General features: G+C 69.2%; 21 protein-coding genes. 5 read left to right on the top strand and 16 right to left on the bottom strand.

Annotated features, from left to right (window positions below):
- Positions 1–48 precede the first annotated feature (48 nt).
- Both ACQEV2_RS25530 and ACQEV2_RS25525 read left to right on the top strand, forming a co-directional pair.
- Positions 49–465, top strand: a complete 417-nt coding sequence (locus tag ACQEV2_RS25530) for a hypothetical protein (protein ID WP_433045833.1) — start codon at positions 49–51, stop codon at positions 463–465.
- A 46-nt stretch (positions 466–511) separates the two neighbouring features.
- Complete coding sequence (locus ACQEV2_RS25525; protein ID WP_433045830.1) at positions 512–745, top strand: hypothetical protein; 234 nt, start codon at positions 512–514, stop codon at positions 743–745.
- 34 nt (positions 746–779) lie between these two features.
- On the opposite strand, the gene ACQEV2_RS25520 is transcribed toward ACQEV2_RS25525, so the two are convergent.
- Both ACQEV2_RS25520 and ACQEV2_RS25515 read right to left on the bottom strand, forming a co-directional pair.
- Positions 780–1,595 carry an ABC transporter permease gene (locus ACQEV2_RS25520; RefSeq protein ID WP_433045827.1) on the bottom strand — a complete coding sequence of 272 codons (816 nt, stop codon included), beginning with the start codon at positions 1,593–1,595 and terminating at the stop codon, positions 780–782.
- Entirely contained in the window at positions 1,592–2,605 is a 1,014-nt protein-coding gene (locus ACQEV2_RS25515) for an ATP-binding cassette domain-containing protein (protein ID WP_433045824.1), read from the bottom strand. Before ACQEV2_RS25515 ends, ACQEV2_RS25520 begins: the two co-directional genes overlap by 4 nt.
- A 221-nt stretch (positions 2,606–2,826) precedes the next feature.
- Between ACQEV2_RS25515 and coaA the strand changes: the two genes are divergently transcribed.
- Both coaA and ACQEV2_RS25505 read left to right on the top strand, forming a co-directional pair.
- Complete coding sequence (coaA, locus tag ACQEV2_RS25510) at positions 2,827–3,795, top strand: type I pantothenate kinase (RefSeq protein WP_433045821.1); 969 nt, start codon at positions 2,827–2,829, stop codon at positions 3,793–3,795.
- 31 nt (positions 3,796–3,826) lie between these two features.
- Positions 3,827–4,774: a DUF389 domain-containing protein gene (locus tag ACQEV2_RS25505; RefSeq protein WP_433045818.1), complete on the top strand. Its 948-nt coding sequence runs from the start codon at positions 3,827–3,829 to the stop codon at positions 4,772–4,774.
- Here ACQEV2_RS25505 and ACQEV2_RS25500 read toward each other — a convergent pair.
- The 5 genes from ACQEV2_RS25500 to ACQEV2_RS25480 all read right to left on the bottom strand — a co-directional run bounded on the left by ACQEV2_RS25500 (position 4,771) and on the right by ACQEV2_RS25480 (position 9,972).
- Positions 4,771–5,289, bottom strand: coding sequence for a hypothetical protein (locus ACQEV2_RS25500; RefSeq protein WP_433045815.1), 519 nt, complete (start codon positions 5,287–5,289; stop codon positions 4,771–4,773). The genes ACQEV2_RS25505 and ACQEV2_RS25500 overlap by 4 nt on opposite strands.
- Positions 5,290–5,452: 163 nt before the next feature.
- Entirely contained in the window at positions 5,453–6,811 is a 1,359-nt protein-coding gene (gene glmM / locus ACQEV2_RS25495) for a phosphoglucosamine mutase (protein WP_433045812.1), read from the bottom strand.
- Between the two features lie 260 nt (positions 6,812–7,071).
- Entirely contained in the window at positions 7,072–7,584 is a 513-nt protein-coding gene (gene rpsI / locus ACQEV2_RS25490) for a 30S ribosomal protein S9 (RefSeq protein WP_030173946.1), read from the bottom strand.
- 42 nt (positions 7,585–7,626) lie between these two features.
- A complete protein-coding gene (rplM, locus tag ACQEV2_RS25485; protein ID WP_019754543.1) occupies positions 7,627–8,070 on the bottom strand; it encodes a 50S ribosomal protein L13 in 444 nt (147 codons plus the stop codon).
- Positions 8,071–8,652: 582 nt separating this feature from the next.
- The gene (locus ACQEV2_RS25480) at positions 8,653–9,972 is read right to left on the bottom strand and encodes a glycosyltransferase 87 family protein (RefSeq protein ID WP_433045807.1); all 1,320 of its coding nucleotides are present in this window, start codon (positions 9,970–9,972) and stop codon (positions 8,653–8,655) included.
- Positions 9,973–10,046: 74 nt separating this feature from the next.
- Here ACQEV2_RS25480 and ACQEV2_RS25475 point away from each other — a divergent pair, with 74 nt between their 5' ends.
- Positions 10,047–10,931: a hypothetical protein gene (locus ACQEV2_RS25475; protein WP_433045804.1), complete on the top strand. Its 885-nt coding sequence runs from the start codon at positions 10,047–10,049 to the stop codon at positions 10,929–10,931.
- A 98-nt stretch (positions 10,932–11,029) separates the two neighbouring features.
- On the opposite strand, the gene ACQEV2_RS25470 is transcribed toward ACQEV2_RS25475, so the two are convergent.
- The 9 genes from ACQEV2_RS25470 to ACQEV2_RS25430 all read right to left on the bottom strand — a co-directional run bounded on the left by ACQEV2_RS25470 (position 11,030) and on the right by ACQEV2_RS25430 (position 22,015).
- The gene (locus tag ACQEV2_RS25470; protein WP_433045801.1) at positions 11,030–11,794 is read right to left on the bottom strand and encodes a polyprenol monophosphomannose synthase; all 765 of its coding nucleotides are present in this window, start codon (positions 11,792–11,794) and stop codon (positions 11,030–11,032) included.
- Between the two features lie 30 nt (positions 11,795–11,824).
- Entirely contained in the window at positions 11,825–13,135 is a 1,311-nt protein-coding gene (locus ACQEV2_RS25465; protein ID WP_433045798.1) for a UDP-glucose dehydrogenase family protein, read from the bottom strand.
- Positions 13,136–13,170: 35 nt separating this feature from the next.
- Complete coding sequence (locus tag ACQEV2_RS25460; RefSeq protein ID WP_433045795.1) at positions 13,171–14,724, bottom strand: glycosyltransferase family 39 protein; 1,554 nt, start codon at positions 14,722–14,724, stop codon at positions 13,171–13,173.
- Complete coding sequence (locus ACQEV2_RS25455; RefSeq protein WP_433045792.1) at positions 14,721–16,439, bottom strand: hypothetical protein; 1,719 nt, start codon at positions 16,437–16,439, stop codon at positions 14,721–14,723. Before ACQEV2_RS25455 ends, ACQEV2_RS25460 begins: the two co-directional genes overlap by 4 nt.
- Positions 16,436–17,449: a glycoside hydrolase family 26 protein gene (locus ACQEV2_RS25450; RefSeq protein ID WP_433045789.1), complete on the bottom strand. Its 1,014-nt coding sequence runs from the start codon at positions 17,447–17,449 to the stop codon at positions 16,436–16,438. Before ACQEV2_RS25450 ends, ACQEV2_RS25455 begins: the two co-directional genes overlap by 4 nt.
- Positions 17,446–18,873 (bottom strand): glycosyltransferase family 2 protein, encoded by a 1,428-nt coding sequence (locus tag ACQEV2_RS25445; protein WP_433054750.1) that lies wholly within the window; start codon positions 18,871–18,873, stop codon positions 17,446–17,448. Before ACQEV2_RS25445 ends, ACQEV2_RS25450 begins: the two co-directional genes overlap by 4 nt.
- Positions 18,874–19,302: 429 nt before the next feature.
- Positions 19,303–20,169, bottom strand: coding sequence for a tRNA pseudouridine(38-40) synthase TruA (gene truA / locus ACQEV2_RS25440; protein WP_433045786.1), 867 nt, complete (start codon positions 20,167–20,169; stop codon positions 19,303–19,305).
- A 141-nt stretch (positions 20,170–20,310) separates the two neighbouring features.
- The gene (gene rplQ, locus ACQEV2_RS25435) at positions 20,311–20,811 is read right to left on the bottom strand and encodes a 50S ribosomal protein L17 (protein ID WP_433045783.1); all 501 of its coding nucleotides are present in this window, start codon (positions 20,809–20,811) and stop codon (positions 20,311–20,313) included.
- A gap of 181 nt (positions 20,812–20,992) precedes the next feature.
- Positions 20,993–22,015, bottom strand: a complete 1,023-nt coding sequence (locus ACQEV2_RS25430; RefSeq protein WP_003966937.1) for a DNA-directed RNA polymerase subunit alpha — start codon at positions 22,013–22,015, stop codon at positions 20,993–20,995.
- Positions 22,016–22,084 lie beyond the last annotated feature (69 nt).

The raw sequence follows: 22,084 nt of genomic DNA, 5'->3' as shown, positions 1-22,084 counted from the left end.
GCACATGACTGGATTCGACCAGCTGCGCGAACGCGACCAGGAGGCGTCTTGAGGGATCCCGGCGAGCCCGGCTGTGTCCACGCTCCGGCGGATGTCCTGGCTGAACGGCGTGCGTTGGCCGAGCGTGTATGCCGGGAGACAAGGCTGGCCGGGCTCAACGCGTTCCTGTTGGAGGGGATGGACGCGGCGTACCAGGTGGGCGCGGAAGTCGAGGTCGACCCCGGCGACGACGCGGCGGGAGGCGTCCTCGTCTCCTGGAAACCGGACGAGGCTCTGTTGGACGCCGCGATGGAGCGTCTGCAGAAGGGCCGACTGGATGCGCCGGAGTTCCTGCACTACGTGGCTGTGTGCACCCGTATGCAGGAGGCCATCGTCGCGATAATCCGGTCGGCCGGGATCGACGCCGACGCGGAGCAGAACGACCTGGACCCGCTGATACTCCTCTTGAAACCGAGACAGCCCTGACCGGACACCGCCGCTCTGATTCAGGTGGTCAAATTCACCGTCTTCGATGGGCGTCATCGGTGTCGAACGCCCGCAGGTGGGCGACGTGTGGAAGGTCATCGTCGAGCTGGCGGACCGGCTCGGTGCTGGGATCCTCATTCCCCACGGGACGTTCTTGTGCCGTGAAGACATGCGAGCGCATCTTCCCGAGGGCATGGAGAACGATTCCGTTTTCGTTCCGGAGATCAACCTCGAAGTCTTCGAGAGGGTTGCGGGTCCGTTCGTGTATCCGCTGACCTGATGCCGCCGCCACGGAGGCGGCGAAGGACGCCGACTCACGTCTTCGCCCGATAAGCCCGCATGGCCAGCGGATAAAACACCACCGCGATCCCCGCAGCCCACACCAGCGACCACAGCACCGGCTCCGCCACCGCCCCACCCAGCAGCAACCCCCGAAACGCGTCCGACAGATGCGTCACCGGATTGACGTCGCTCCACGCCTGCAGCCACCCCGGCATGGTCTCCACCCTGACGAACGCGCTGCTGGTGAAGGTGATCGGGAAGATGAGGGTGAACGCGAAGGCCTGCACCTTCTCCACGTCCCCCGCCAGCATCCCGATCAGCACAGCGCTCCACGACACCGCCGCCGCGAACACCACCAGCAGCACCGCCCCGAGCAGGAACCCGTCCACTCCCCCGGTGATCCGGAAGCCGAGGAGCAGGCCGAGGCCGATCATCAGCAGCATCGCCCAGACATGCTTGGCGAGGTCCGCGGTGATCCGGCCGATGAGCGGGGCGGAGCGGGCTATCGGCAGGCTGCGCAGGCGGTCGAAGACGCCCTTGGTGAGGTCGGTGTTGAGTGCCATGGCCGTGTACATCGTCATGAACAGGGTGTTCTGCACGATGATCCCGGGCAGCGCGTACTTCAGATACGCCTCGGGCGACCCGGCCATCTGCCCGCCCAGCACGTACGTGAAGAGGAACACGAACATGATGGGCGTGATGCTGTAGTCCACCAGCTCAAGCGGGTTGTGCTTGACCGCGACCAGACTCCGCCAGGCCATCGTGAAGGTCTGCCGCAGCCCGTCGAGCGGCCGCACGCGGCCCGACTTGGTGATGGGGGCCGTGATGGTCGTGGTGGTGGCGGTCATGGCCGCATCACCGCCTTCTGAAGCTCGGAGCTCTCGTCGTCCCGCACGGACGCGCCGCCGTTCCCCTCGGGTGCACCGGGTTCCGCCCGGTGCCCGGTCAGCGCCAGGAACACCTCGTCGAGCGACGAACGACGCAGGGCAAGCTCACCCACCGCGATCCCCTCACGGTCGAGCGCGCGCACGACGGCCGGCATCAGCTCGGGATCCTTCACCGGGGCGGTGACGGTCTCGCCCTCGATCCGGGCCTCCGGACCGGCCGCCCCGGCGACCAGCGCGTGCGCCCGCGCGAGATCCTGCGCCAGCACCGGCCGCAGCTCCAGCACCTGCCCGCCGACCTGCGACTTCAGCTGGTCCGGGGTGCCCTCGGCGATCACCCGACCCTTGTCGATCACCACGATGTCATCGGCGAGCACATCGGCCTCGTTCAGATATTGCGTGGTCAGCAGGGCCGTCGCACCGTCCGCCACCAGCCCCCGCAGCAGGTCCCACAGCTCACCACGGCTGTGCGGGTCCAGGCCGGTGGTCGGCTCGTCGAGGAAGAGGATGCTGGGACGGCCCACCAGGCTGGCCGCGAGGTCCAGCCGCCTGCGCATCCCGCCCGAGAAGGTCTTCACGGCCCGCCCGGCCGCGTCCGTCAGCTGGAACCGCTCCAGCAGCTCGGCCGCCCGCGCCCTGGCCTCCCTCCTCGGCAGACCGAGCAGCCGGCCGATGAGCAGCAGGTTCTCCGTGCCGGTCAGGTTCTCGTCCACCGCCGCGTACTGCCCGGTCAGCCCGACCATGGCACGGACGACCCCGGCCTCCCGCACCACGTCGTGCCCGGCCACATGGGCCCGGCCGGCGTCGGGCCTGAGCAGCGTCGCGAAGATCCGCACCGCCGTCGTCTTCCCCGCGCCGTTGGGCCCCAGCAGCCCGAGCACCGAGCCCCTACGGGCCCCCAGGTCGACCCCCGCCAGCGCCTCGGTCTCCTTGAACCGCTTGACCAGGCCTTCCGCCTCGATCGCATACGTCATGGGTCACCCCCTCGGGGTTGATGGACCCCGGCCTGGGCCCATCTCTCCCACAACTGTGACGCACGGCACTGACATTCCCCCCTTTCCCCAGATTGCCGGGCTTTCTCCAGTTGCTCGGGTTTCCGACGATTTCCCGTTCAAAGACAGCGGGGTGACGGATCCCACGCCACAGTCCGTTCGTCCTCCCGTAACAATGGACTGTGATCTCTCCGGTCTCCTCGATGCCCCGGAGCGCCCACCGGCAGCGGCCGGAGGCGACTCCCTACGTCGACCTCACCCGCGCCGAGTGGAGCGCACTGCGCGACAAGACCCCCCTGCCGCTCACCGCGGAGGAGGTCGAGAAGCTGCGCGGTCTCGGTGACGTCATCGACCTCGACGAGGTCCGCGACATCTACCTCCCGCTCTCCCGCCTGCTCAATCTCTACGTCGGCGCCACGGACGGCCTCAGAGGCGCGCTGAACACCTTCCTCGGCGAACAGGGCTCCCAGTCGGGCACACCGTTCGTCATAGGAGTCGCCGGCTCCGTCGCCGTAGGAAAGTCCACGGTCGCCCGTCTCCTCCAGGCCCTGCTCTCCCGCTGGCCCGAGCACCCGCGCGTCGAGCTGGTCACCACGGACGGCTTCCTCCTGCCCACCAGGGAGCTCCAGGCCCGCGGCCTGATGTCGCGGAAAGGGTTCCCCGAGTCCTACGACCGCCGCGCGCTCACCCGCTTCGTCGCCGACATCAAAGCGGGCAAGGACGAGGTCACGGCCCCCGTCTACTCCCACCTGATCTACGACATCGTCCCTGACCGGCGGCTCACGGTCCGCCGCCCGGACATCCTGATCGTCGAGGGCCTGAACGTCCTGCAGCCCGCCCTCCCCGGCAAGGACGGCCGCACCCGGGTCGGCCTCGCCGACTACTTCGACTTCAGCGTGTACGTCGACGCGAGCGCCGAGGACATCGAGCGCTGGTACCTCAGCCGCTTCAAGAAGCTGCGCCACACCGCCTTCCAGAAGCCGGACTCGTACTTCCGCAAGTACACCCAGGTCTCGGAGGAGGAAGCCCTCGACTACGCCCGCACCCTCTGGCGCACCATCAACAAGCCCAACCTGGTGGAGAACATCGCCCCCACCCGCGGCCGAGCCACCCTCGTCCTGCGCAAGGGCCCGGATCACAAGGTGCAGCGACTGAGCCTGCGCAAGCTGTGAGGCCGCAACACGGGCCTGCTACAAAGGCGGCATGCTGCATCTGCGCCTGATCACCCCGGCCGACAAGACCGACGACGTGGTCCGCCTCATCGAGAAGACGGTCGGTACGACCCACCTCGCCGTCCTGCCGGGCGCGGCCCGCAACCCCGCCGGGGACCTGGTGCTGTGCGACGTGGCGCGCGAGGCGGGCGACGAACTCCTCGGCGGGCTGCAGCAGTTGGGCATCGAGGAGCGCGGGTCCATCGCCGTCGAGGCCATCGACCTGTCCCTGTCCAAGCGCGCCGACAAGGCGGAGGCGGAGGCTCCGGGCGAGGGCGCGGACGCGGTGCTCTGGGAGCACCTGACCGACGCCACCCACGAGGAGTCGACCCTCTCCATCACCTACGTCGCCTTCATCACGCTCGCCACGATGATCGCGGCCTGCGGTGTGGTGCTCGACAACGCCATCCTGATCGTGGGCGCGATGGCGGTGGGCCCGGAGTTCGGGCCGCTGGCCGGCATCTGCACGGCCGTGGTGCAGCGCGCCCTACGTCTGGCTCTGCGGTCACTGATCGCGCTGCTGGTGGGCTTCGCGGTGGCGATGGCGGCCACGGTCGTCTTCAGCCTCTTCATGGACTCGGTCGACCTGTTCAGCCAGGACCTGCTGGGCGACACCCGGCCCAACACCGGCTTCATCTACGCCCCGGACTGGTTCTCCTTCATCGTGGCGGTCCTCGCGGGCGCCGCCGGCACACTCTCCCTGACGTCCGCGAAGTCGGGCGCGTTGGTCGGCGTCGCCATCTCGGTGACGACCGTCCCGGCCGCCGCCAATGCCGCCGTGGCCCTCAGCTATGGCGACACCAAGCAGACCTGGGGCTCGACGGAGCAGCTGCTGCTGAATCTGCTGGGCATCATCCTCGCCGGCACGCTGACGCTGCTGGCCCAGAAGTGGCTGTGGGCCAGGCAGCGCGAGCGTTCGGCGACGGCAGGCGGCGTCTAGGAGATGTAACGCGCTTCGCAGCCCGAGCCGATCATGTCACCGGGGTTGGCGAACACCACGTCGGAACCGAAGCCACAGGTAAGCACCCTGTCGTTCATGGGTACGTCGTCGTCCACGCCGATCGTGTCGTTGCCGCTGCCGGTCGACACGATGTCCGCGCCCGGGCCGGCATCGACGACGGTGCGGATCCCGATGCCCGTCCCGTCGAACAGGTCGCCCGCGTCACCCAGCCCGACCGAGAGCCGGCTGACGGGGAGGGGACAGTCGACGGTGTTGAAGTTCACCTGAGAGCAACCCGGTCCCGCCGCGACGCCCGAACTGTCCGTGAGCCTCAGCCGCGTGACGTTGCTGCTGTTGGTGAAGAGGGTGGCCGTCACGTTGTTCACAAAGCCGGCGCGCGCGCTGAGCCCGACGTTGCCGAACACACGGAATGCGGTGGAGCCAGGCGTCTGGGCCGCGGCCGGGGTGGCGAACACGGGGACGAGGAGACCGGCGGCCACGGCCGGAACGGCCACTCGCTTCAGGGTGCTGCTCACGAACTTCATGCTGGGCTTCTCACTTTCGTCGAGGCAGGGCGCCGTGCAGAGCCCCCCTCGACGAAAGTGAAACAATCAGTCACTGATCGTGCACTCCTTGTACGTACGTTCAAGTGACGTACGCCGGTGAACCGCCGGCGAACTACCCCAGCGCCGACTTCACCGCATCGGCCAGCCGCCCGGCGACGGACCGGGCCTGATCGATGTCGGCCGCCTCGACCATCACCCGCACCAGCGGTTCCGTACCCGACGACCGCAGCAACACCCGCCCGGTCGAGCCCAGTTCGCGCTCCGCGTCGGCGACGGCGGCAGCAAGATCGGCCGACGTCTTCACCCGCGACTTGTCCACGTCCGGCACATTGATCAGCACCTGCGGCAGCCGCTCCATGACCGAGGCGAGGTCCTTGAGCGTACGACCGGTCTGCGCGACCCGAGCCGCCAGCAGCAGCCCCGTCAGCGTGCCGTCACCGGTCGTGGCGTGATCGAGGATGATGACGTGCCCGGACTGCTCGCCGCCCAGGGCGAACCCGCGCTCCTTCATCTCCTCCAGCACATACCGGTCACCGACGGCGGTCTGCACGAGGGCGATGCCCTCGCGCTCCATGGCCAACTTGAAGCCGAGGTTGGACATCACGGTCGCCACGACGGTGTCGGACCGCAGCGCGGACCGCTCCCTCATCGCCAGCGCGAGCACGGCGAGGATCTGGTCGCCGTCCACTTCCTCGCCGGTGTGGTCCACGGCGAGGCAACGGTCGGCGTCACCGTCGTGCGCGATACCGAGGTCGGCACCGTGCTCGATGACGGCGGCCTTCAGCTTGTCGAGGTGAGTGGACCCGCAGCCGTCGTTGATGTTGAGCCCGTCCGGCTCGGCACCGATGGTGACGACCTCGGCCCCGGCCCGCGAGAAGGCCTCCGGCGAGACACCCGCCGCGGCGCCGTGCGCCTCGTCGAGGACGATCTTCAACCCGTCCAGCCGGTTGGGCAGCACGCCGAGGAGGTGGGCGACGTACTCCTCGAACCCCTCGTCGTACGCACGCACACGCCCGACGGCCGCGCCGGTCGGCCGCTCCCACGGCTCACCGTGCCGGTGCTCGTCGTAGACGGCCTCGATACGGTCCTCCAGCTCATCGGCGAGCTTGTGGCCGCCGCGGGCGAAGAACTTGATGCCGTTGTCGGGCATGGCGTTGTGGCTGGCGGAGAGCATGACGCCGAGGTCGGCGCCGAGCGCGCCGGTGAGAAAGGCCACCGCAGGCGTCGGCAGCACGCCGACCCGCAGCACGTCGACCCCCGCGCTCGCCAGACCGGCCACCACGGCCGCCTCCAGGAACTCCCCGGACGCACGCGGGTCCCGCCCGACCACCGCCTTCGGCCGGTGGCCCTCGAAGGTGCCCGCCTCGGCCAGTACGTGCGCCGCCGCCACGGACAGACCGAGCGCCATCTCGGCCGTCAGATCCGCGTTGGCGACGCCGCGCACGCCGTCCGTGCCGAAGAGTCGTCCCACTTGTCCTCCTGAGGAAACATCAGTTCCGAAAGCGGAGCCGGCGTGCGCTGTGGCGCATGTCGCCGGGGGCTCCCGCTTCCAGGCATTCCATGCCTGGGCCATCGGATCACACAAGCCTTTGAACGCCTGAGCATCTGAGCATTTGAACGTCTTGTGCCGTTATACGCCCGAGCCCGGGGATAAAACGAACGCCCCGGCGGCACTGTGGCGTGCCGCCGGGGCGTTCGGAGTACCGGAGTACCAGCAGAGGCAGCGTGCGATTAGCGCTTGCTGTACTGCGGGGCCTTGCGGGCCTTCTTCAGACCGGCCTTCTTGCGCTCGACCGCACGGTCGTCGCGGCGGAGGAAGCCGGCCTTCTTCAGCGGGCCGCGGTTGTTGTCGACGTCGGCCTCGTTCAGCGCGCGGGCGACACCGAGACGGAGCGCACCGGCCTGACCGGAGACACCGCCACCGGCGATGCGGGCGATGACGTCGTAGCGACCTTCGAGCTCAAGAACCTTGAACGGCTCGTTGACCTCCTGCTGGTGCACCTTGTTCGGGAAGTAGTCCTCGAGCGTACGCCCGTTGATCTTCCACTTGCCGCTACCCGGAACGATCCGAACCCGGGCGATGGCGTTCTTACGACGACCCAGGCCGGCGGCGGGCTGGGGCTCACCGAAGCGCGAGGCGAGGGACTCGGAGGTGTACTCACCCTCCACCGGAACCTCGGACTCGGTGGTGTAGCTGTCGATGTCAAGCTCTTCGAGCGGCTGCTCGGCAGTGGTCTCGGCCACGATTCTCCTCAGATTCTCTTCAGTCTTAGGGGGTGGCCGGACTTACTGCGCGACCTGGGTGATCTCGTACGGCTGCGGCTGCTGCGCGCCGTGCGGGTGCTGGTCACCCTTGTAGACCTTCAGCTTCGAGAGCATCTGACGGCCCAGAGTGTTCTTGGGGAGCATGCCCTTGACGGCCTTCTCGATGGCCTTCTCGGGGTTCTTGTCGAGCAGCTCGTCGTAACGGACGGAGCGCAGACCACCCGGGTAGCCGGAGTGGCGGTACGCCATCTTCTGGGTCCGCTTGTTGCCGGACAGGTGCACCTTGTCGGCGTTGATGATGATGACGAAGTCACCAGCGTCGACGTGCGGCGCGTAGATCGGCTTGTGCTTGCCCCGGAGAAGGGTCGCTGCGGTGGAGGCGAGACGGCCCAGGACGACGTCCTGAGCGTCAATGACGTGCCACTGGCGCGTCACATCGCCGGGCTTGGGGCTGTACGTACGCACGGTTCGTAGCCTTCGCTTCGAGTGAATGGTCCTGACAAGGTCACCGAAACGATCACGACAGCCTTGACCGCATGGCGGCGACGCATACCGCGTACATGGGGTCGCTGGTCATCGGCCCGGTGGACCGGTGTAAGGGCCCGTCCCGTGAGAATGAGCAAGCCAATACACAACGAACATGCAGGATACCTGCGGCGCCTCGGCCGGGTCAAAATGGCTCGGCTACGACTGGCCCCTGCTGCTCCTCACCAGCGTAGACGCCACACCCAGACCTGCCGCCCCAGACCCCTGAGGGGTTGCTCACCCACCCGAACGGAGACGAGGTTCGGGTGGTGTCCGGGTGCCCGGGTGTCCGGGCGTCCGGGATATCCGGGGTGTCGGGTGTGTCGGGAGCGGCTGGGGTGTCGGGAGTGGCTAGGGCCGACCGGGCAGCCACCTCTCAACGCCGACCGGCATCCTCCAGCCCACCCGGCGTCCGAGGACGATACTCCGCCATCCCCAGCCCCCACCCACCCACAGGGGGCAGCCACCCCTCAACGCGACCGGCACCTTCCAGCCCGTCCGGCGTTTGAGGACGAGGCCCCTTCAGGGCCGAAGCGGGGGCCTGGGGGCGGCAGCCCCCGGCGGGGCCGAAGGGGCGGAGCCCCTGGAGGACGGGACGGGTAGGGGCGGCGGGGGCGAGAAAACCCGGCCGGACCGGAAGCAGTGCACAGCCAGCGTCACCGCCAGACCACACAGCGTGACCGCATCCCTGAAGGCCCGCCGCTGGCCGGCCTCCAGATAAGGCCAGCTCACCCCAGGAAGCTGCGGAACGAACGCCAGCCAGAACCAGACCCCCCGCGCAACCGCCCCCTCACACGGCAACCCCGCCACCAGCAGCGGCACGACAACCAGCAGATAGTGGTCGTACGACGGCCGGGAGACCAGAAACGCCGAGAGCATCAGCATCGCCGCCGTCTCCGCCAGCCTCAGCGCCCCGCCGCCGCCAGCACTCCCGCCACCCCCGGCACCCCCACTCCCGGCACCCTCACTGCCCGCACCCCCACCCCCGGCCCCCTCGGATCGCACCCCCCGCCACCGCCACCAAGCACACCCCACCCCCACCCCCGCAGCCACCCACCCGATCCCCCCGGCCACCACCCCCGGCACCCCCACCCGCGGCAGCACCGCAACCGGCGACGCCTCATACAGCCGTACGAACCCATCGTCGCCGCGCAGCAGAAACGGCAGGGTGCGAGTGAAGAACCCCGCAGGATCCGGCAGCACCAGCGCCGCCCCCACCGACACCACCACCGGCACCCCGACCATCACCACCAGCCCCCGCCACCGCCCCGCGAAGACGAACAGCAGCCCCACCGGAGCCAGCAACGGCTTCAACGCGACCGCCGCCCCGAACACCACCCCCGCCCACACCCACCGCCCCCGTCCGGCCAGCAACAACCCCAAAGGCAGGGCAAACACCGCCGTAGCCGTCCAATTGCCCAGCAGAACCAGGTGGGCGAAGGGCGCGAACCCCACCGCGAGCCCGATCAGACCGAGGGCCGCGAAGCGGCTGCGCACATCAACCCCGTGCAGACGCAGCGCACAGACCCAGCCCCCCACCAGACACCCGGTCACCACCACCGGCACCAGCACACCCAGCACACCCCGCGGAACCAGCACCTGAGGAGCCGCCGCCAGCACCGCGCTCGGCAGATAGAGGAAGTGGGGGTCGTCATACGGCGATCCTCCGGCCAGCCAGACCCGCGCCGCCCGCACGACGATCGCGTTGTCCATCCCTCCGTCCGAGGTCACCCGCGCCGTGCGCGTCACAAGAGCCCCGAGCACAGCCCCGAGCACCACCCACAGATGCCAGGTCGCCCGCCGCACCAACCACCCGGAGATGTCGCTTTTGTACTCGCTCACCGACTGAACGCTAGGGGCCCATGGGCTTCTTGAGGCGCAGCGGCACACCCACGACCCCGTCTAAGATGCGCCCCATGAGCTACGGGCAGCAGGGGGGGTCCCAGTCCCAGTGGGATCCCTGGAAACCGCATTCCCAGCAGCCGTGGAACAGCGGCGCCGACCAAACCCCTGACTGGGCAGCGCTCGCCGAGGCCTCCGAGTCGCGCAACAAGCGGCGCCGGCTGCTGTTCATCGGCGGCGGCGCGCTCGCCACCGTCGCGATCGGTACCGCCGTCGCCGTGGCCGTGGTGTCGGCGAACGACAACTCCGGCTCGAACCAACCGGCTTCCGGGCTCCCCGCGACCGCGGACCTGCCGGGCCAGACCACCGGCGCGGCCCCGTCGTTCGAGTCGACGAGCGCTCCGCCGCCGCTGGATCCGATGGACTTCATCTCCAGCAAGGGCAAGGACACCGCCCCGCTCGGCGCGCAGATCCTCTTCCCGGGCAAGCAGCTGACGGCGGGCGACACGGTGTACAAGAAGGGCCCGACGGACGACACGAAGAACTGCTCCGCGGTCACCAAGGGCAAGCTTCCGAAGATCCTCACGGACAACGGCTGCACCCGCTTCCTGCGCGTCTCGTACGTGAAGGACGGCATCGCGGCGACGATCGGCGTGGCCGTCTTCGACACCGCGGCGCAGGCCACCAAGGTGGCGGGCACGGTCAACACCAAGACGGACATCATCAGGTCGCTCTCCGGCCAGGGCGTCAAGGACCACTGCACGTCCGCCGTCTGCCTCTCGACCGTCAACGCCTACGGCCGTTACGCCTACTTCACCATCAACGGCTTCACCAACGGCACGAACGTGACGAAGAAGGACACGAGCGTCTTCGAGGTCAGCGAGAACCTGAAGAGCTTCACACGGGATCAGATCTACAAGCGGGGCGCGGCGCAGGCCTCGGCGGCGGCCAACGAGTAGCGCGGCCGAGGAGTAGCGGCGGCCGACGAGCAGTCGACCGCCGCCCGCAGGCTCACCGGTGCCTCAGGCCCAGACTCACCCGTACCTCAGGCCCAGGCTCACCTGTGCTTCAGGCGCAGCCGGATCGGCACGACCGCCGACTCCAACTGCGTCTTCAGCGTCATCTTCGACACACCCTCGGTCCGCTCCTCGAAACGGATCGGGATCTCCACCGCGCTGTGCCCGGCCCGTACGGCCTTGTACTTCAGCTCGACCTGGAAGCTGTAGCCCGCGCTGTCCAGGGTGGCCAGGTCGATGTCCCGGAGGGTCGCCGCCGACCACAGGTTGAAGCCGGCCGTGATGTCCCGGATCTTGGTGCCGAGCACGGTCCGGGCGTAACGGTTGGCGAACCGGGACAGCAGGACGCGGTGCATGCCCCAGTCCTCGTCGAGCGAGCCGCCCTCGACATACCTGCTGCCGACGACCAGGCCCACCCCCGAGGCCACCGCGGTCCCCAGCATCCGCGGCACCGCCTCCGCCGGGTGGCTGCCGTCGGCGTCCATCTGGACGACGTAGGCGGCGCCCTCCTCCAGCGCGGCGCTCATGCCCGCGACGTACGCCCGCCCCAGACCATCCTTCTCGGTGCGGTGCAGCACGCTCATCCGGCGCCGGCCGTCCCAGTTGTACTTCTCGGCCAGCTCCTCCGCGAGCCGCCCGGTGCCGTCCGGGCTGGAGTCGTCGACGATCTTCAGATGCAGCCCGTCGACCGGCAGCCCGAGCACCAGCTCGGCCATCCGCGGCAGGTTCGCGGCCTCGTTGTACGTCGGCATCACCACGGTGACCGGTACGCCCGGGTGTCTGTGGTGGCTGTCGCGTTCCGTCATGCCTTTCTCTTTCCCTCCCCTTGGGAGCCCCTACCGGGGTCCCTCCCCAACGGGCGCGGGCCTTCCCAGCGCCCGGAAACGCCAGCCCGCCGCGGTCCATCGGTCCGCGTCGAGCACCCCCCGCCCGTCCACGATCCGCGGACGGGAAACCAGCGACCGGGCTCGCTCCGGGTCGATCTCCCGGAACTGCTGCCACTCGGTCAGATGCAGCACGAGATCGGCGCGTTGCAGTGCCTCCTCGGCCGACAGCGCGTAGCCGAGGAGCGGGAAGGCCTTGCGGGCGTTGTCCATCGCCTCGGGGTCGTAGACCGTGACGTCGGCGCCGTCGAGGCGCAGCCGCGCGGCGACGTTGAGCGCCGGAGAGTCACGGATGTCGTCGGAGTCCGGCTTGAAGGCGGCACCGAGCACGGCGATCCGGGCGCCCAGTACGTCTCCCCCGCACATCTCGCGGGCCAGTTCGACAACCTTGTCGCGGCGGCGCATGTTGATCGCGTCGACCTCGCGCAGGAAGGCCAGCGAGACGCCCAGTTCGTCGGCGCGGTGCGCAAAGGCGCGGATGTCCTTGGGCAGGCAGCCGCCGCCGAAGCCGACGCCGGCCCGCAGGAACTTACGGCCGATCCGGTCGTCGTACCCGATCGCCTCGGCGAGCACGCCGACGTCGCCGCCCGCGGCCTCGCAGACCTCCGCCATCGCGTTGATGAAGGAGATCTTGGTGGCGAGGAAGGCGTTGGCGGCCGTCTTGACCAGTTCCGCGGTCGGAAAGTCGGCGGTGACGAGCGGGGTGCCGGCAGCGAGGACGGGCGCGTACACGGTGCGCAGAATCGTTTCGGCCCGCTTCGACCGCACCCCGAACACCAGCCGGTCCGGCCGCAGCGTGTCCTCGACCGCGAAGCCCTCGCGCAGGAACTCCGGGTTCCAGGCGACCTCGACACCGGCATGCGCCGTCGCGAGCCGCCCCGCCGTCCCCACCGGCACGGTCGACTTCCCGACCAGCAGCGCGTCCGGCGCGGAGTGCGCCGCGATCGCCGCGAAGGCGGAGTCCACGTACGTCAGATCGGCGCCCTCGGAGTCCCTCCGCTGTGGCGTTCCGACGCACACGAAGTGCACGTCGCCGAAGGCCCCGGCCTCCTCGTAGGAGGTGGTGAAGCGCAGTCGCCCGCTCGCCGTGTGCCGGGCGATCAGCTCCGACAGGCCGGGCTCGTGGAACGGCACGCGGCCGTGCTGCAGCGCGGCGACCTTGTCCGGGTCGACGTCGACGCCGAGCACCTCGTGGCCGAGCTCCGCCATGCAGGCGGCGTGGGTGGCACCGAGGTAGCCGGTGCCGATGACGGTGAGCCGCATGGTGCGCGGCCTCCTTCTCATTCTCGAATCGGCCGCTACTTGCGTTCCAGCACCTGCACGGTGACACGGTGCAGCTGCACCGTGCGGGCGGCCTTGAAGTCCTTGTCGATGATCGCGGCCGTCTTCTCGTTCATGCCGGTGAGCAACGGCTTGCCGTCGCGGATCGTCGAGACCAGCCAGAGCCGGTCGACGTCCGCCAGACAGCGCGCCGGCTTACGGCACTCGGTGGCGCCGTAGGTGCCGTTCTGCTGCGGTGTGAACTCCATCAGCACGTCCTGGGGAGCCTCGTGGTCCCGCAGTTCGTACGCCATGGCCCGGCGTTCCGACAGACCGCCGTTGAAGACGATCCCGTCGCCGGTCTTCTCACCGGCCACGATCGTCCGCGCGGCGGCCGCGTAGTCCGGCTCTTCGTCCAGGTCCTTCTTGGCGTCACCGATCGCCGGCAGTGCCACGAAGGCGTACCCGGCCGCGGCCGCCACCACCAGCAGCCCGCCGAACGCCCTGGCCGCGACGCCGCGACGGGCCTCGGGGTCGAGCCGCCCGGCGAGCCGGGTGACCGCGGCGGCCGCCAGCAGCGTCCACGCGGGGATGGTGAAGAGGAGGTAGCGCGGCAGGAAGAGGTGGAGCTGGTCGGCGGTCACGAAGGTCAGCACCGGCGGCAGCACGGCCCAGGCGGCCAGCAGCAGCGCGTGGCGGCCGGCCACGAGCAGCCCGAGCACGCCGAGGCCCATGACGGCCCCGCCGGTGAGCCACGATCCGAACAGTTCCTGCGGATAGTCGATCAGGTCCTGGGTGGTGGTGGTGTTCCAGGCGATCTGCCCGCTCTGCCCCGACCCCTGCAACACCATCGGGAACGTGATCGACAGACCGAGCAGTGCCGCACCGGCGAAGGCGTAGTGCACGATGCGGTCGCCCCGCCGCTTCGCCAGCACGACGAGGATCAGGTGCCCGGCGATGACGGACATCGCGACCAGGTGGCCGAAACCGGTCGCCGCGACCGCCAGGGCGTACAGCGTCCACACCTTGAGGCTCGGCCGGTCCAGGGCGCGCAGCAGCAACAGCGTGGCGAGCAGCGCGAACATCGTCGCGAAGGCGTAGGGCCGCGCCTCCTGTCCGTACCGAGTGATCGCGGGGACCACCGCGAACAGCAGCCCGGCGAGCAGCCCGGTCCGCACGCCGAACATCCGGCGCCCGACGAGTCCGACCAGACCGGCCGAGACCGCCATGGCCACCGCACCCGGCAGCCGCAGCGCGGCGGGCGAGTCGCCGGCCACCAGGATCCACAGGTGCATGAGCGCGTAGTACGGCGTGAAGACGACGTCGATGCTCTCGATGAGCCGCATCAGGTCGTGGTACGACAGCGTGGAGGCCCACCAGGTGGCGTGCTCGTCGCGCCAGAGCTGGCGGTCGCCCAGGCCGGGCAGCACGCAGGCGAGCGTGGCCAGCGCGGGCAGCGCGAAGACGAGCAGGGCCGAGGCCTTGCCGCCGCTGCCACCCGGCGCCGCGGCCGCCCTGCGACGGCTCGCGCGGCCGCCCTCAGCCGTGGCGGGGACCTGGGTCTCGTCGACCGGTGGTGTGTACGCCGTCATCGCTTCACCCAGATCCGGTACGGCGCCTGCCCGTCGGCGTCGCCGTCCTTGTCGGTCGGCCGCAGCACGGCCAGCAGGCGGTAGTGCTCGGAGTTGCGCAGGACCTCGGGCACGGAGGCGGTGCGCAGCGCGATCGCGTCGTAGGAGCCCTTCCCGACCGCGGCGGCGAGAGCGGCGCCCCGCTCCGCCCGATGCCACTGGCCGGGCTCGGTCCGCGCGCGCAGGTAGTACGCGGAGATCTCGGGGTCGTCCGTCAGATAGCTGCCCTCGGCGCCCTTCTCGGTCACGGTCTCGCGCAGCGCGCCGATCATGCCGGCCGAGTCCGGCGGCCGGTACAGCTCGCGCGACTGGGCCATGCCGATGACCAGCGCGGCGACGTAGACCATGATGCCGATCTGCGGGTACTTGATGTGGGCGCCCATCATCCGGGAGATGCCCAGGCCCGCCATCGGCACCGCGAAGAGCAGTCCGAAGCCGACGTGGATGTACAGCGAGCTGCCGTTGCCGAGCCAGGCCTGGTAGAGCGGGGCGAGCAGGGCGGTGGCGCACATCGTGAGGCCCAGGGCGGACCGGCGTACGGTGCCCGGTGCCGAGCCCTCGGCCCACGGCATCTCGCCCATCCGGGCGCGCCGGGCGTAGCCGACGGCTCCGACCACGGCCACGAGCAGGACGACCCCGCCCCACTCGGCACTCTGCTTCAGCAGTTCCGGCGCGCTCTCGGCGCCGCGCGCGTTCCAGCCGTCCGGCGTGCCGTCGAGCCATACGCCCACGAAGCACAGGGATCCGGTCGCCGCCGCGAACAGCGCGCCCCGCGCCAGAGCGCCGGCCCCGCGGAAACGGTAGGCGGTCAGCACCGCGAGCACGGTCAGCGTCGGCAGGTACAGCGCCGCCGAGTACGCGGCGAAGGGCGCCGCCGCCGCGAAGGGCACCGCCACCAGGACGGCGGCGGGGCTCGACTGGCGGGTCCTGGCCAGCAGCCACAGGGCCGCGGCGAGCAGGAACAGCGACAGCGAGTGCAGGGAGGCGTAGCGCCCGGTGAAGGCGGTCGACTCCAGGACGGAGTACATCGCGGCCGCCGCCAGACCCGCCCGCGCGTTGAACAGCAGCCTGGTCGCGCCGAACAGCAGCGCCGTCGCGCCCAGCGCCCACACCAGGCTCAGCGTCCGGGCACCGGCCAGCCCCAGGTCCGCCAGCAGCGCCGGGACCCGGCCGTCGCCCGTCAGGAACTCCGCCTCCTGGGCGAACGCGCTCCCGTCGAGCCGGTACGACAGCATCGCCTGCACCAGCAGGATCAGCAGCAGGATGCCCCGGCTGATCCACGCCGAGCGGCTGTTATCGACCGACCAGGCCGACACCGGTACCTCGGGCAGCACATAGCCCGGCTCGGGCTCCGGCTCGGGTTCGAGGACGGTGTACGGCGGTACGTAGTACTCGGCGTCGGCGTCCTCCTCCTCGTACGCGGGCCGCTGACGGCCGTACGCGTGCTGCGGACCGCCGTGGACGTGGCCGCCGTACACCTGTTGGTGACCGCCGTACACCTGCCCGCCGTGCACCTGCTGACCGTCATGGACGTGCTGTCGGTCGTAGGTCTGCTGTTGCTCGCTGTACGGCGGGTACTGCTGGTACCAGTCCTGCTGCGGATACGTTTCCCCACCGGGGACGGCCTGCGGCCGGCCCGACTCGTACCAGCCGCCGCCCTGCTGATGCGTGCTCATGACCGCGGTACCTCGAATCCGAAGGCGTCGCTCGCGATCAGGCGCTTGAACTCGGCCAGGGCGAGGGGGCTGCTCTGGATGCGCCAGTCGGCCCGCTTGGGGATGTTGAACCAGAGGAAGCCGATGACGTCGTCGTCCGCCTCGACCCCGCCGAGCAGCTGGCGCACGTCGGCCCGCCGCCGCTCTCCCGGCTGCGCCGAGGTCTCGCTGATCAGCACGGGCTTGTCGGTGAACTCCGCGACCTGCCGGCGGGTCGGCCCGTACAGGGTGTCCCAGGTGTGGGCGCCCGTCGCCGCCCAATAGCCGACGATGCCGATCCAGTCGACGTACGCGTCACCGGGCCAGTACGACTTCAGCTTCACGTCGGGCACCGGATTGACGATGTTGGGGCTCCACACCCAGATGACGTTGGTGGCGCCCACCTCCTGGAAGAGGCCGTGGATGTGCCGCCACGCCTCGACGAATGCCTCCGCGGTGGTGTCCTTGGTCCCCCACGGGTACCAGTGGCCGTTCATCTCGTGCCCGAAGCTGATCGCGACCGGCACGTTCGTGTCGCGGACGCTCTTGGCGTACTTCTTGATGTACGCGTCCTGCGACCCGTCCGCGATCCTGGCCACGCTCGGCTCGAACGGCTCCCAGGACACATAGAGCAGCCCACCCGCGTCGAAGACGTTCTGCGCGCCCTCCGCGTTGAATCCGTCGCCCCACGCCGAGTAGGAACCGACCATGTTCGGCTTCTTGCCGACGGTCTTCGCGAAGGAGTCCACCGGCTTCATGGAGGTCGGCGCACCGTCCAGAGCGACCCCGAAGTAATCCTTCTCCGGGTGCAGCAGCGGCTTCACGTCGTACGGCAGCTCGTGCTTCGCCGCGCCGGTGCCGGACGGCTCGGCGGCGGGCTCGCGCGCGGCCGCGGCGGCGGGGTCCTCGTCCTGGCCGAACACTCCGCAGCCGGAGACCCCCACCAGGGACATCAGCGCCACGGCCAGCGGGAGGAGAGACTTGCGGATCATGCGGGCTCACCTACGGAGTGGTGCTCCTTGGGCTGGATCAGCGCGCGGGCGACGACCAGCGCGTAGAACAACCCGGACGACAGGACGAGGGCGAAGTCCGGCGGATAGCCGGTGAAGAGCCGGTACACGGCGCCGCCGACCCAGATCACGGCGGTGCCACCGCTCCAGATCCACATCCCCAGCCAGAACCGGCGGGTCTTGTTCTTCTTCGCGCCCTTGGAACCGGTCGGCTGCCAGCCCATGCGCTGCTTGCGCAGGATGTCCCAGATGGCGAAGACATGCGCCCAGCCGTACATCAGCCGTGCCGACCAGGCCTCCAGGCGGTACGGCGACTTGTGCCACATCGGGAAGATCACGGTCGTGTAGATGATGCTGGGCAGCACCCACACCAGGTGCTTGACCTGGAGCATCTCCGGGCTGGTGAGCAGCAGCATGATGGGGACCAGCGGCGCCACGAAGGTGAACAGCGCCGTGTGGATGTAGTAGAAGAACCCGGACATGTAGCAGAGCCGGCTGGAGAACCGGATCGGCGCGTCCCAGAACTTCTTGCTGCCGAGCAGCGACATCGAGCCCGAGCACCAGCGGTACTGCTGGTTGAAGAAGGCGCCGGCCGTGTCCGGGCACACCCCCGTGGACAGCGCGATCGGCACGTACTTCAGGTCCCAGCCGAGCCCGCGCAGGTCGAAACCGGTGTGCACGTCCTCGGAGTGCTCGATGAGCGTCGTACCGCCGTTGGTCTCCAGGGCCGCGCGCCGGTAGAGGGCGCAGGAACCGACGCAGATGGCGCCGTCGCTGTTCTGCCGCGAGACCTGCACGGACCGGTAGAACAGCTCCTGCACCGCTCCCGCGCCCCGCTCGATCCAGTTCTGCGAGTCGAGGACACGGAAGTACTGCGGGGACTGGACGATTCCGATGCGGTCGTCCGCCTCCATGTAGGGGAGCAGTTCCTCGAGGAGGTCGGCGCGTGGGGTGAAGTCGGCGTCGAGGATGAGGATGTACTTGCCGTCCGACTGTCCGAAGCCGAAGTGGAGATTGCCGGCCTTCTTGAACCAGCCGCGATTCTCCCGGGTGCCGTAACGGAACCCGAAGTCCCGGGCCATGGCGGCCAGTTCGGGGCTGGCGCCGTCGTCGAGCACGAACGGAACGCAGACGCCCGGATACCGGTCCGCCATCTCCCGCACATGCCGCCACGTGTTGTGCAGCACCTCGATGGGCTCCCCGCACACGGGCAGGAAGACATCGACGGACGGATGGACCTCGGGCCGCCAGTTGTGCACCAGCCGCTTGTGGTGGCCGATGTCGAAGTCCCGGCTGAACCCGTTCACGCGCAGCGAGATGAGGTAGTAGACGACCGTGAAGGCCAGGAGCGGCGCGTAGATCCACAGCACCGGCTCCGCCTGGGCCAGCTTGGACTGGCTCACCACCAAGCAGCAGAAACTGATCAGCGAGCTGATCGTCAGGATCCACAGATGCCGGCGCGCGTAGGAGTACTTCTCCTTGTCCGTCGGCGGCAGCGGCAGCAGCCCCAGTGGAGCGCCGTCACCGCGTCCCGTCTTCCGCCGCCCGCCACCGCTGTTCTGACGCGCGGCACGGCGCCCCCCAGTCCGCGCAGGACCAACTGAACTCATGCCAAACCCACCCCCGGGCCCGGAAACGGCCCGTTGATACCCCCACCCTCAGCTCGGCCTTCCCCATGTCGAACTGTCGATTCTTCGAACAATGGCCGAGCGGCTCGAACCAGTGGTCGAGCGACGAAAGGCTATACGAGAGGTAAGGAGGTCGTAAGGGGCAACAACAGACTTACGCCCGGTAAGTCCCGACATGAGCGCTATCTACTGCCAAATGTCGGGTAACTAACAGGTTTCGCATCCGGACGTCCCGGGCAGAGACCGCCGGTTTCGCGCCTCCTTGTTCCGCGCGGCGAGCAACTCGTCGGCGGGATACCCGACCTCTTCGAGCGTCAGCCCATGCGGCCGTACGACATGCACGGCGGAGTCCCTGACCCCGGCGGCGAGCACCTTGCCGGGCCAGTCGGCGGGCCGGTGCCCGTCCCCCACGAACAGCAGCGCCCCGATGAGCGACCGCACCATGTTGTGACAGAAGGCGTCGGCCCGCACGGTGGCCGTGATGATCCCGTCGTCCCCCCGCACCAGGCTCAGTTCCTGCAGCGTACGAATCGTGGTGGCCCCCTCCCGCTTCTTGCAGTAGGCGGCGAAGTCATGCTCCCCGAGCAGCCCTCGCGCCGCCTCGTTCATGGCGTCGACATCGAGGGGCCAGTCGTGCCACAGGACGTGATTGCGCAGCAGCGGGTCGACACCGCCGGGATTGTCGGTGACGCGATACGCGTACCGCCGCCAGACCGCCGAGAACCGGGCATTGAACCCACTGGGCGCCTCCCTGAGCGCCCACACCCGCACATCCTTGGGCAACCGCCCGGCAAGCCGCTTGAGCAACTTCTCGTGGTGCTCCCGCCAGACCGCCTCCGGCAGATCGACATGCGCGACCTGCCCCCGCGCATGCACCCCGGCATCGGTACGCCCGGCCACGGTCAACTCATACGTGGTGCTCCCGGACCGCGTGACGGTCCGCAACGCGTCCTCGATCTCCCCCTGCACGGTCCGCTTACCGCCGGCCTGCTTGGCCCACCCATGGAACGCGGAGCCGTCATAGGACAGATCGAGGCGGATACGAACGTAACCAGGTGCTACTTCATCACTCACGTAGAGATCCTCTCAGGTACACGAAAGCGGGCCCGCCCCCCGAAAGGGAACGGGCCCGCGAACGCCCTCAAGGGGCGCGGGGAACTGCGCGACAAGCCACGACGATGCCGCAGCCGCACGACGCAGCCACCCGGCAGACGCTTAGGCGTCCTTCGACTCCTCGGCGGGAGCCTCAGCGGCCTCGTCGGCCTTGGTCGTGTCGACCTTGGCCTCGGCAACCTCGGCGTCCTTGGCGGCACGCTTGGTGGCGGCCTCGGCCTCACCCGTGGCCTCCTGCGCAACCGTCAGCGCCTCGACCAGCTCGATGACAGCCATGGGCGCGTTGTCGCCACGGCGGTTACCGATCTTGGTGATACGGGTGTAGCCACCCGGACGGTTCTCGTACCGCGGGCCGATCTCGGTGAAGAGCGTGTGGACGACGCTCTTGTCCGTGATGACCTGGAGCACCTGACGGCGGTTGTGAAGGTCGCCCTTCTTCGCCTTGGTGACCAGACGCTCGGCGTACGGCCGCAGACGGCGGGCCTTCGCCTCGGTGGTGGTGATACGGCCGTGCTCGAAGAGCGCCTTCGCGAGGTTCGCGAGGAGCAGCTTCTCGTGCGCGGCGCTGCCGCCCAGACGGGCACCCTTGGTGGGCTTCGGCATGGTTCTTCTCCTGTGTGTCTGCCCCGGCCGTATCAGGTACCGGGGTCAGTATCCGAGCAGGCGGTCGCCTGTCGGAGATCCGGGAGCAGCCCCGAAGGGGCGCTCCCGGAAGGGGCGCGGGGAACTGCGCGATCAAGCACAGCGCGCCCGCACCCGAATACGGACCGTCTGGCCCGAGCTCTTAGTACTGCTCGGTCTCGACGAACCCGGCGTCCGCGTCGTCGTCGGCGCCGAAGGCATCCGCGGCGGCGGTCGGGTCGAATCCAGGCGGGCTGTCCTTCAGGGCCAGGCCCATGCCGGCCAGCTTCGCCTTGACCTCGTCGATCGACTTCGCACCGAAGTTACGAATGTCGAGCAGGTCGGCCTCGGAACGAGCCACGAGCTCACCCACGGAGTGGATTCCCTCACGCTTGAGGCAGTTGTACGACCGAACGGTGAGCTCGAGCTCCTCGATCGGCAGGGCGAGATCGGCGGCGAGCGCGGCGTCCGTCGGGGACGGACCCATGTCGATGCCCTCGGCGTCGATGTTCAGCTCGCGGGCGAGACCGAACAGCTCGACCAGGGTCTTACCGGCGGAGGCCATGGCGTCACGCGGACGCATCGCCTGCTTGGTCTCGACGTCGACGATCAGCTTGTCGAAGTCGGTGCGCTGCTCGACACGCGTGGCCTCGACCTTGTACGTGACCTTCAGCACCGGCGAGTAGATGGAGTCGACCGGGATACGGCCGATCTCCTGGCCCACCTGCTTGTTCTGCACGGCGGAGACGTAACCCCGGCCACGCTCGACCGTGAGCTCCATCTCCAGCTTGCCCTTGCCGTTGAGCGTGGCGAGGACGAGGTCGGGGTTGTGCACCTCGACACCGGCCGGGGGCGCGATGTCGGCGGCGGTGACCAGACCCGGGCCCTGCTTGCGCAGGTACATCACGACCGGCTCGTCGTGCTCCGAGGAGACGACCAGCTGCTTGATGTTGAGGATCAGGTCGGTGACGTCCTCCTTGACGCCCGGCACGGTGGTGAACTCGTGCAGGACACCGTCGATGCGGATGCTGGTGACAGCAGCGCCGGGGATCGACGACAGGAGGGTGCGGCGGAGGGAGTTGCCGAGGGTGTAGCCGAAGCCCGGCTCCAGCGGCTCGATCACGAACCGGGAGCGGAACTCGTCGACGACCTCTTCGGTCAACGAGGGACGCTGAGCGATCAGCATGTGTGGATCAGATCCTTCTTTCGTGGACGCCCGCTATTTGACGTCCGACGGAAACCGCACCTGTGAGAA

Source organism: Streptomyces sp. CA-251387 (genome assembly GCF_050936625.1).
Lineage (GTDB): Bacteria > Actinomycetota > Actinomycetes > Streptomycetales > Streptomycetaceae > Streptomyces.
Note: the sequence above shows the minus strand (reverse complement) of the source record. Positions and strands in the feature narration are given on the sequence as shown.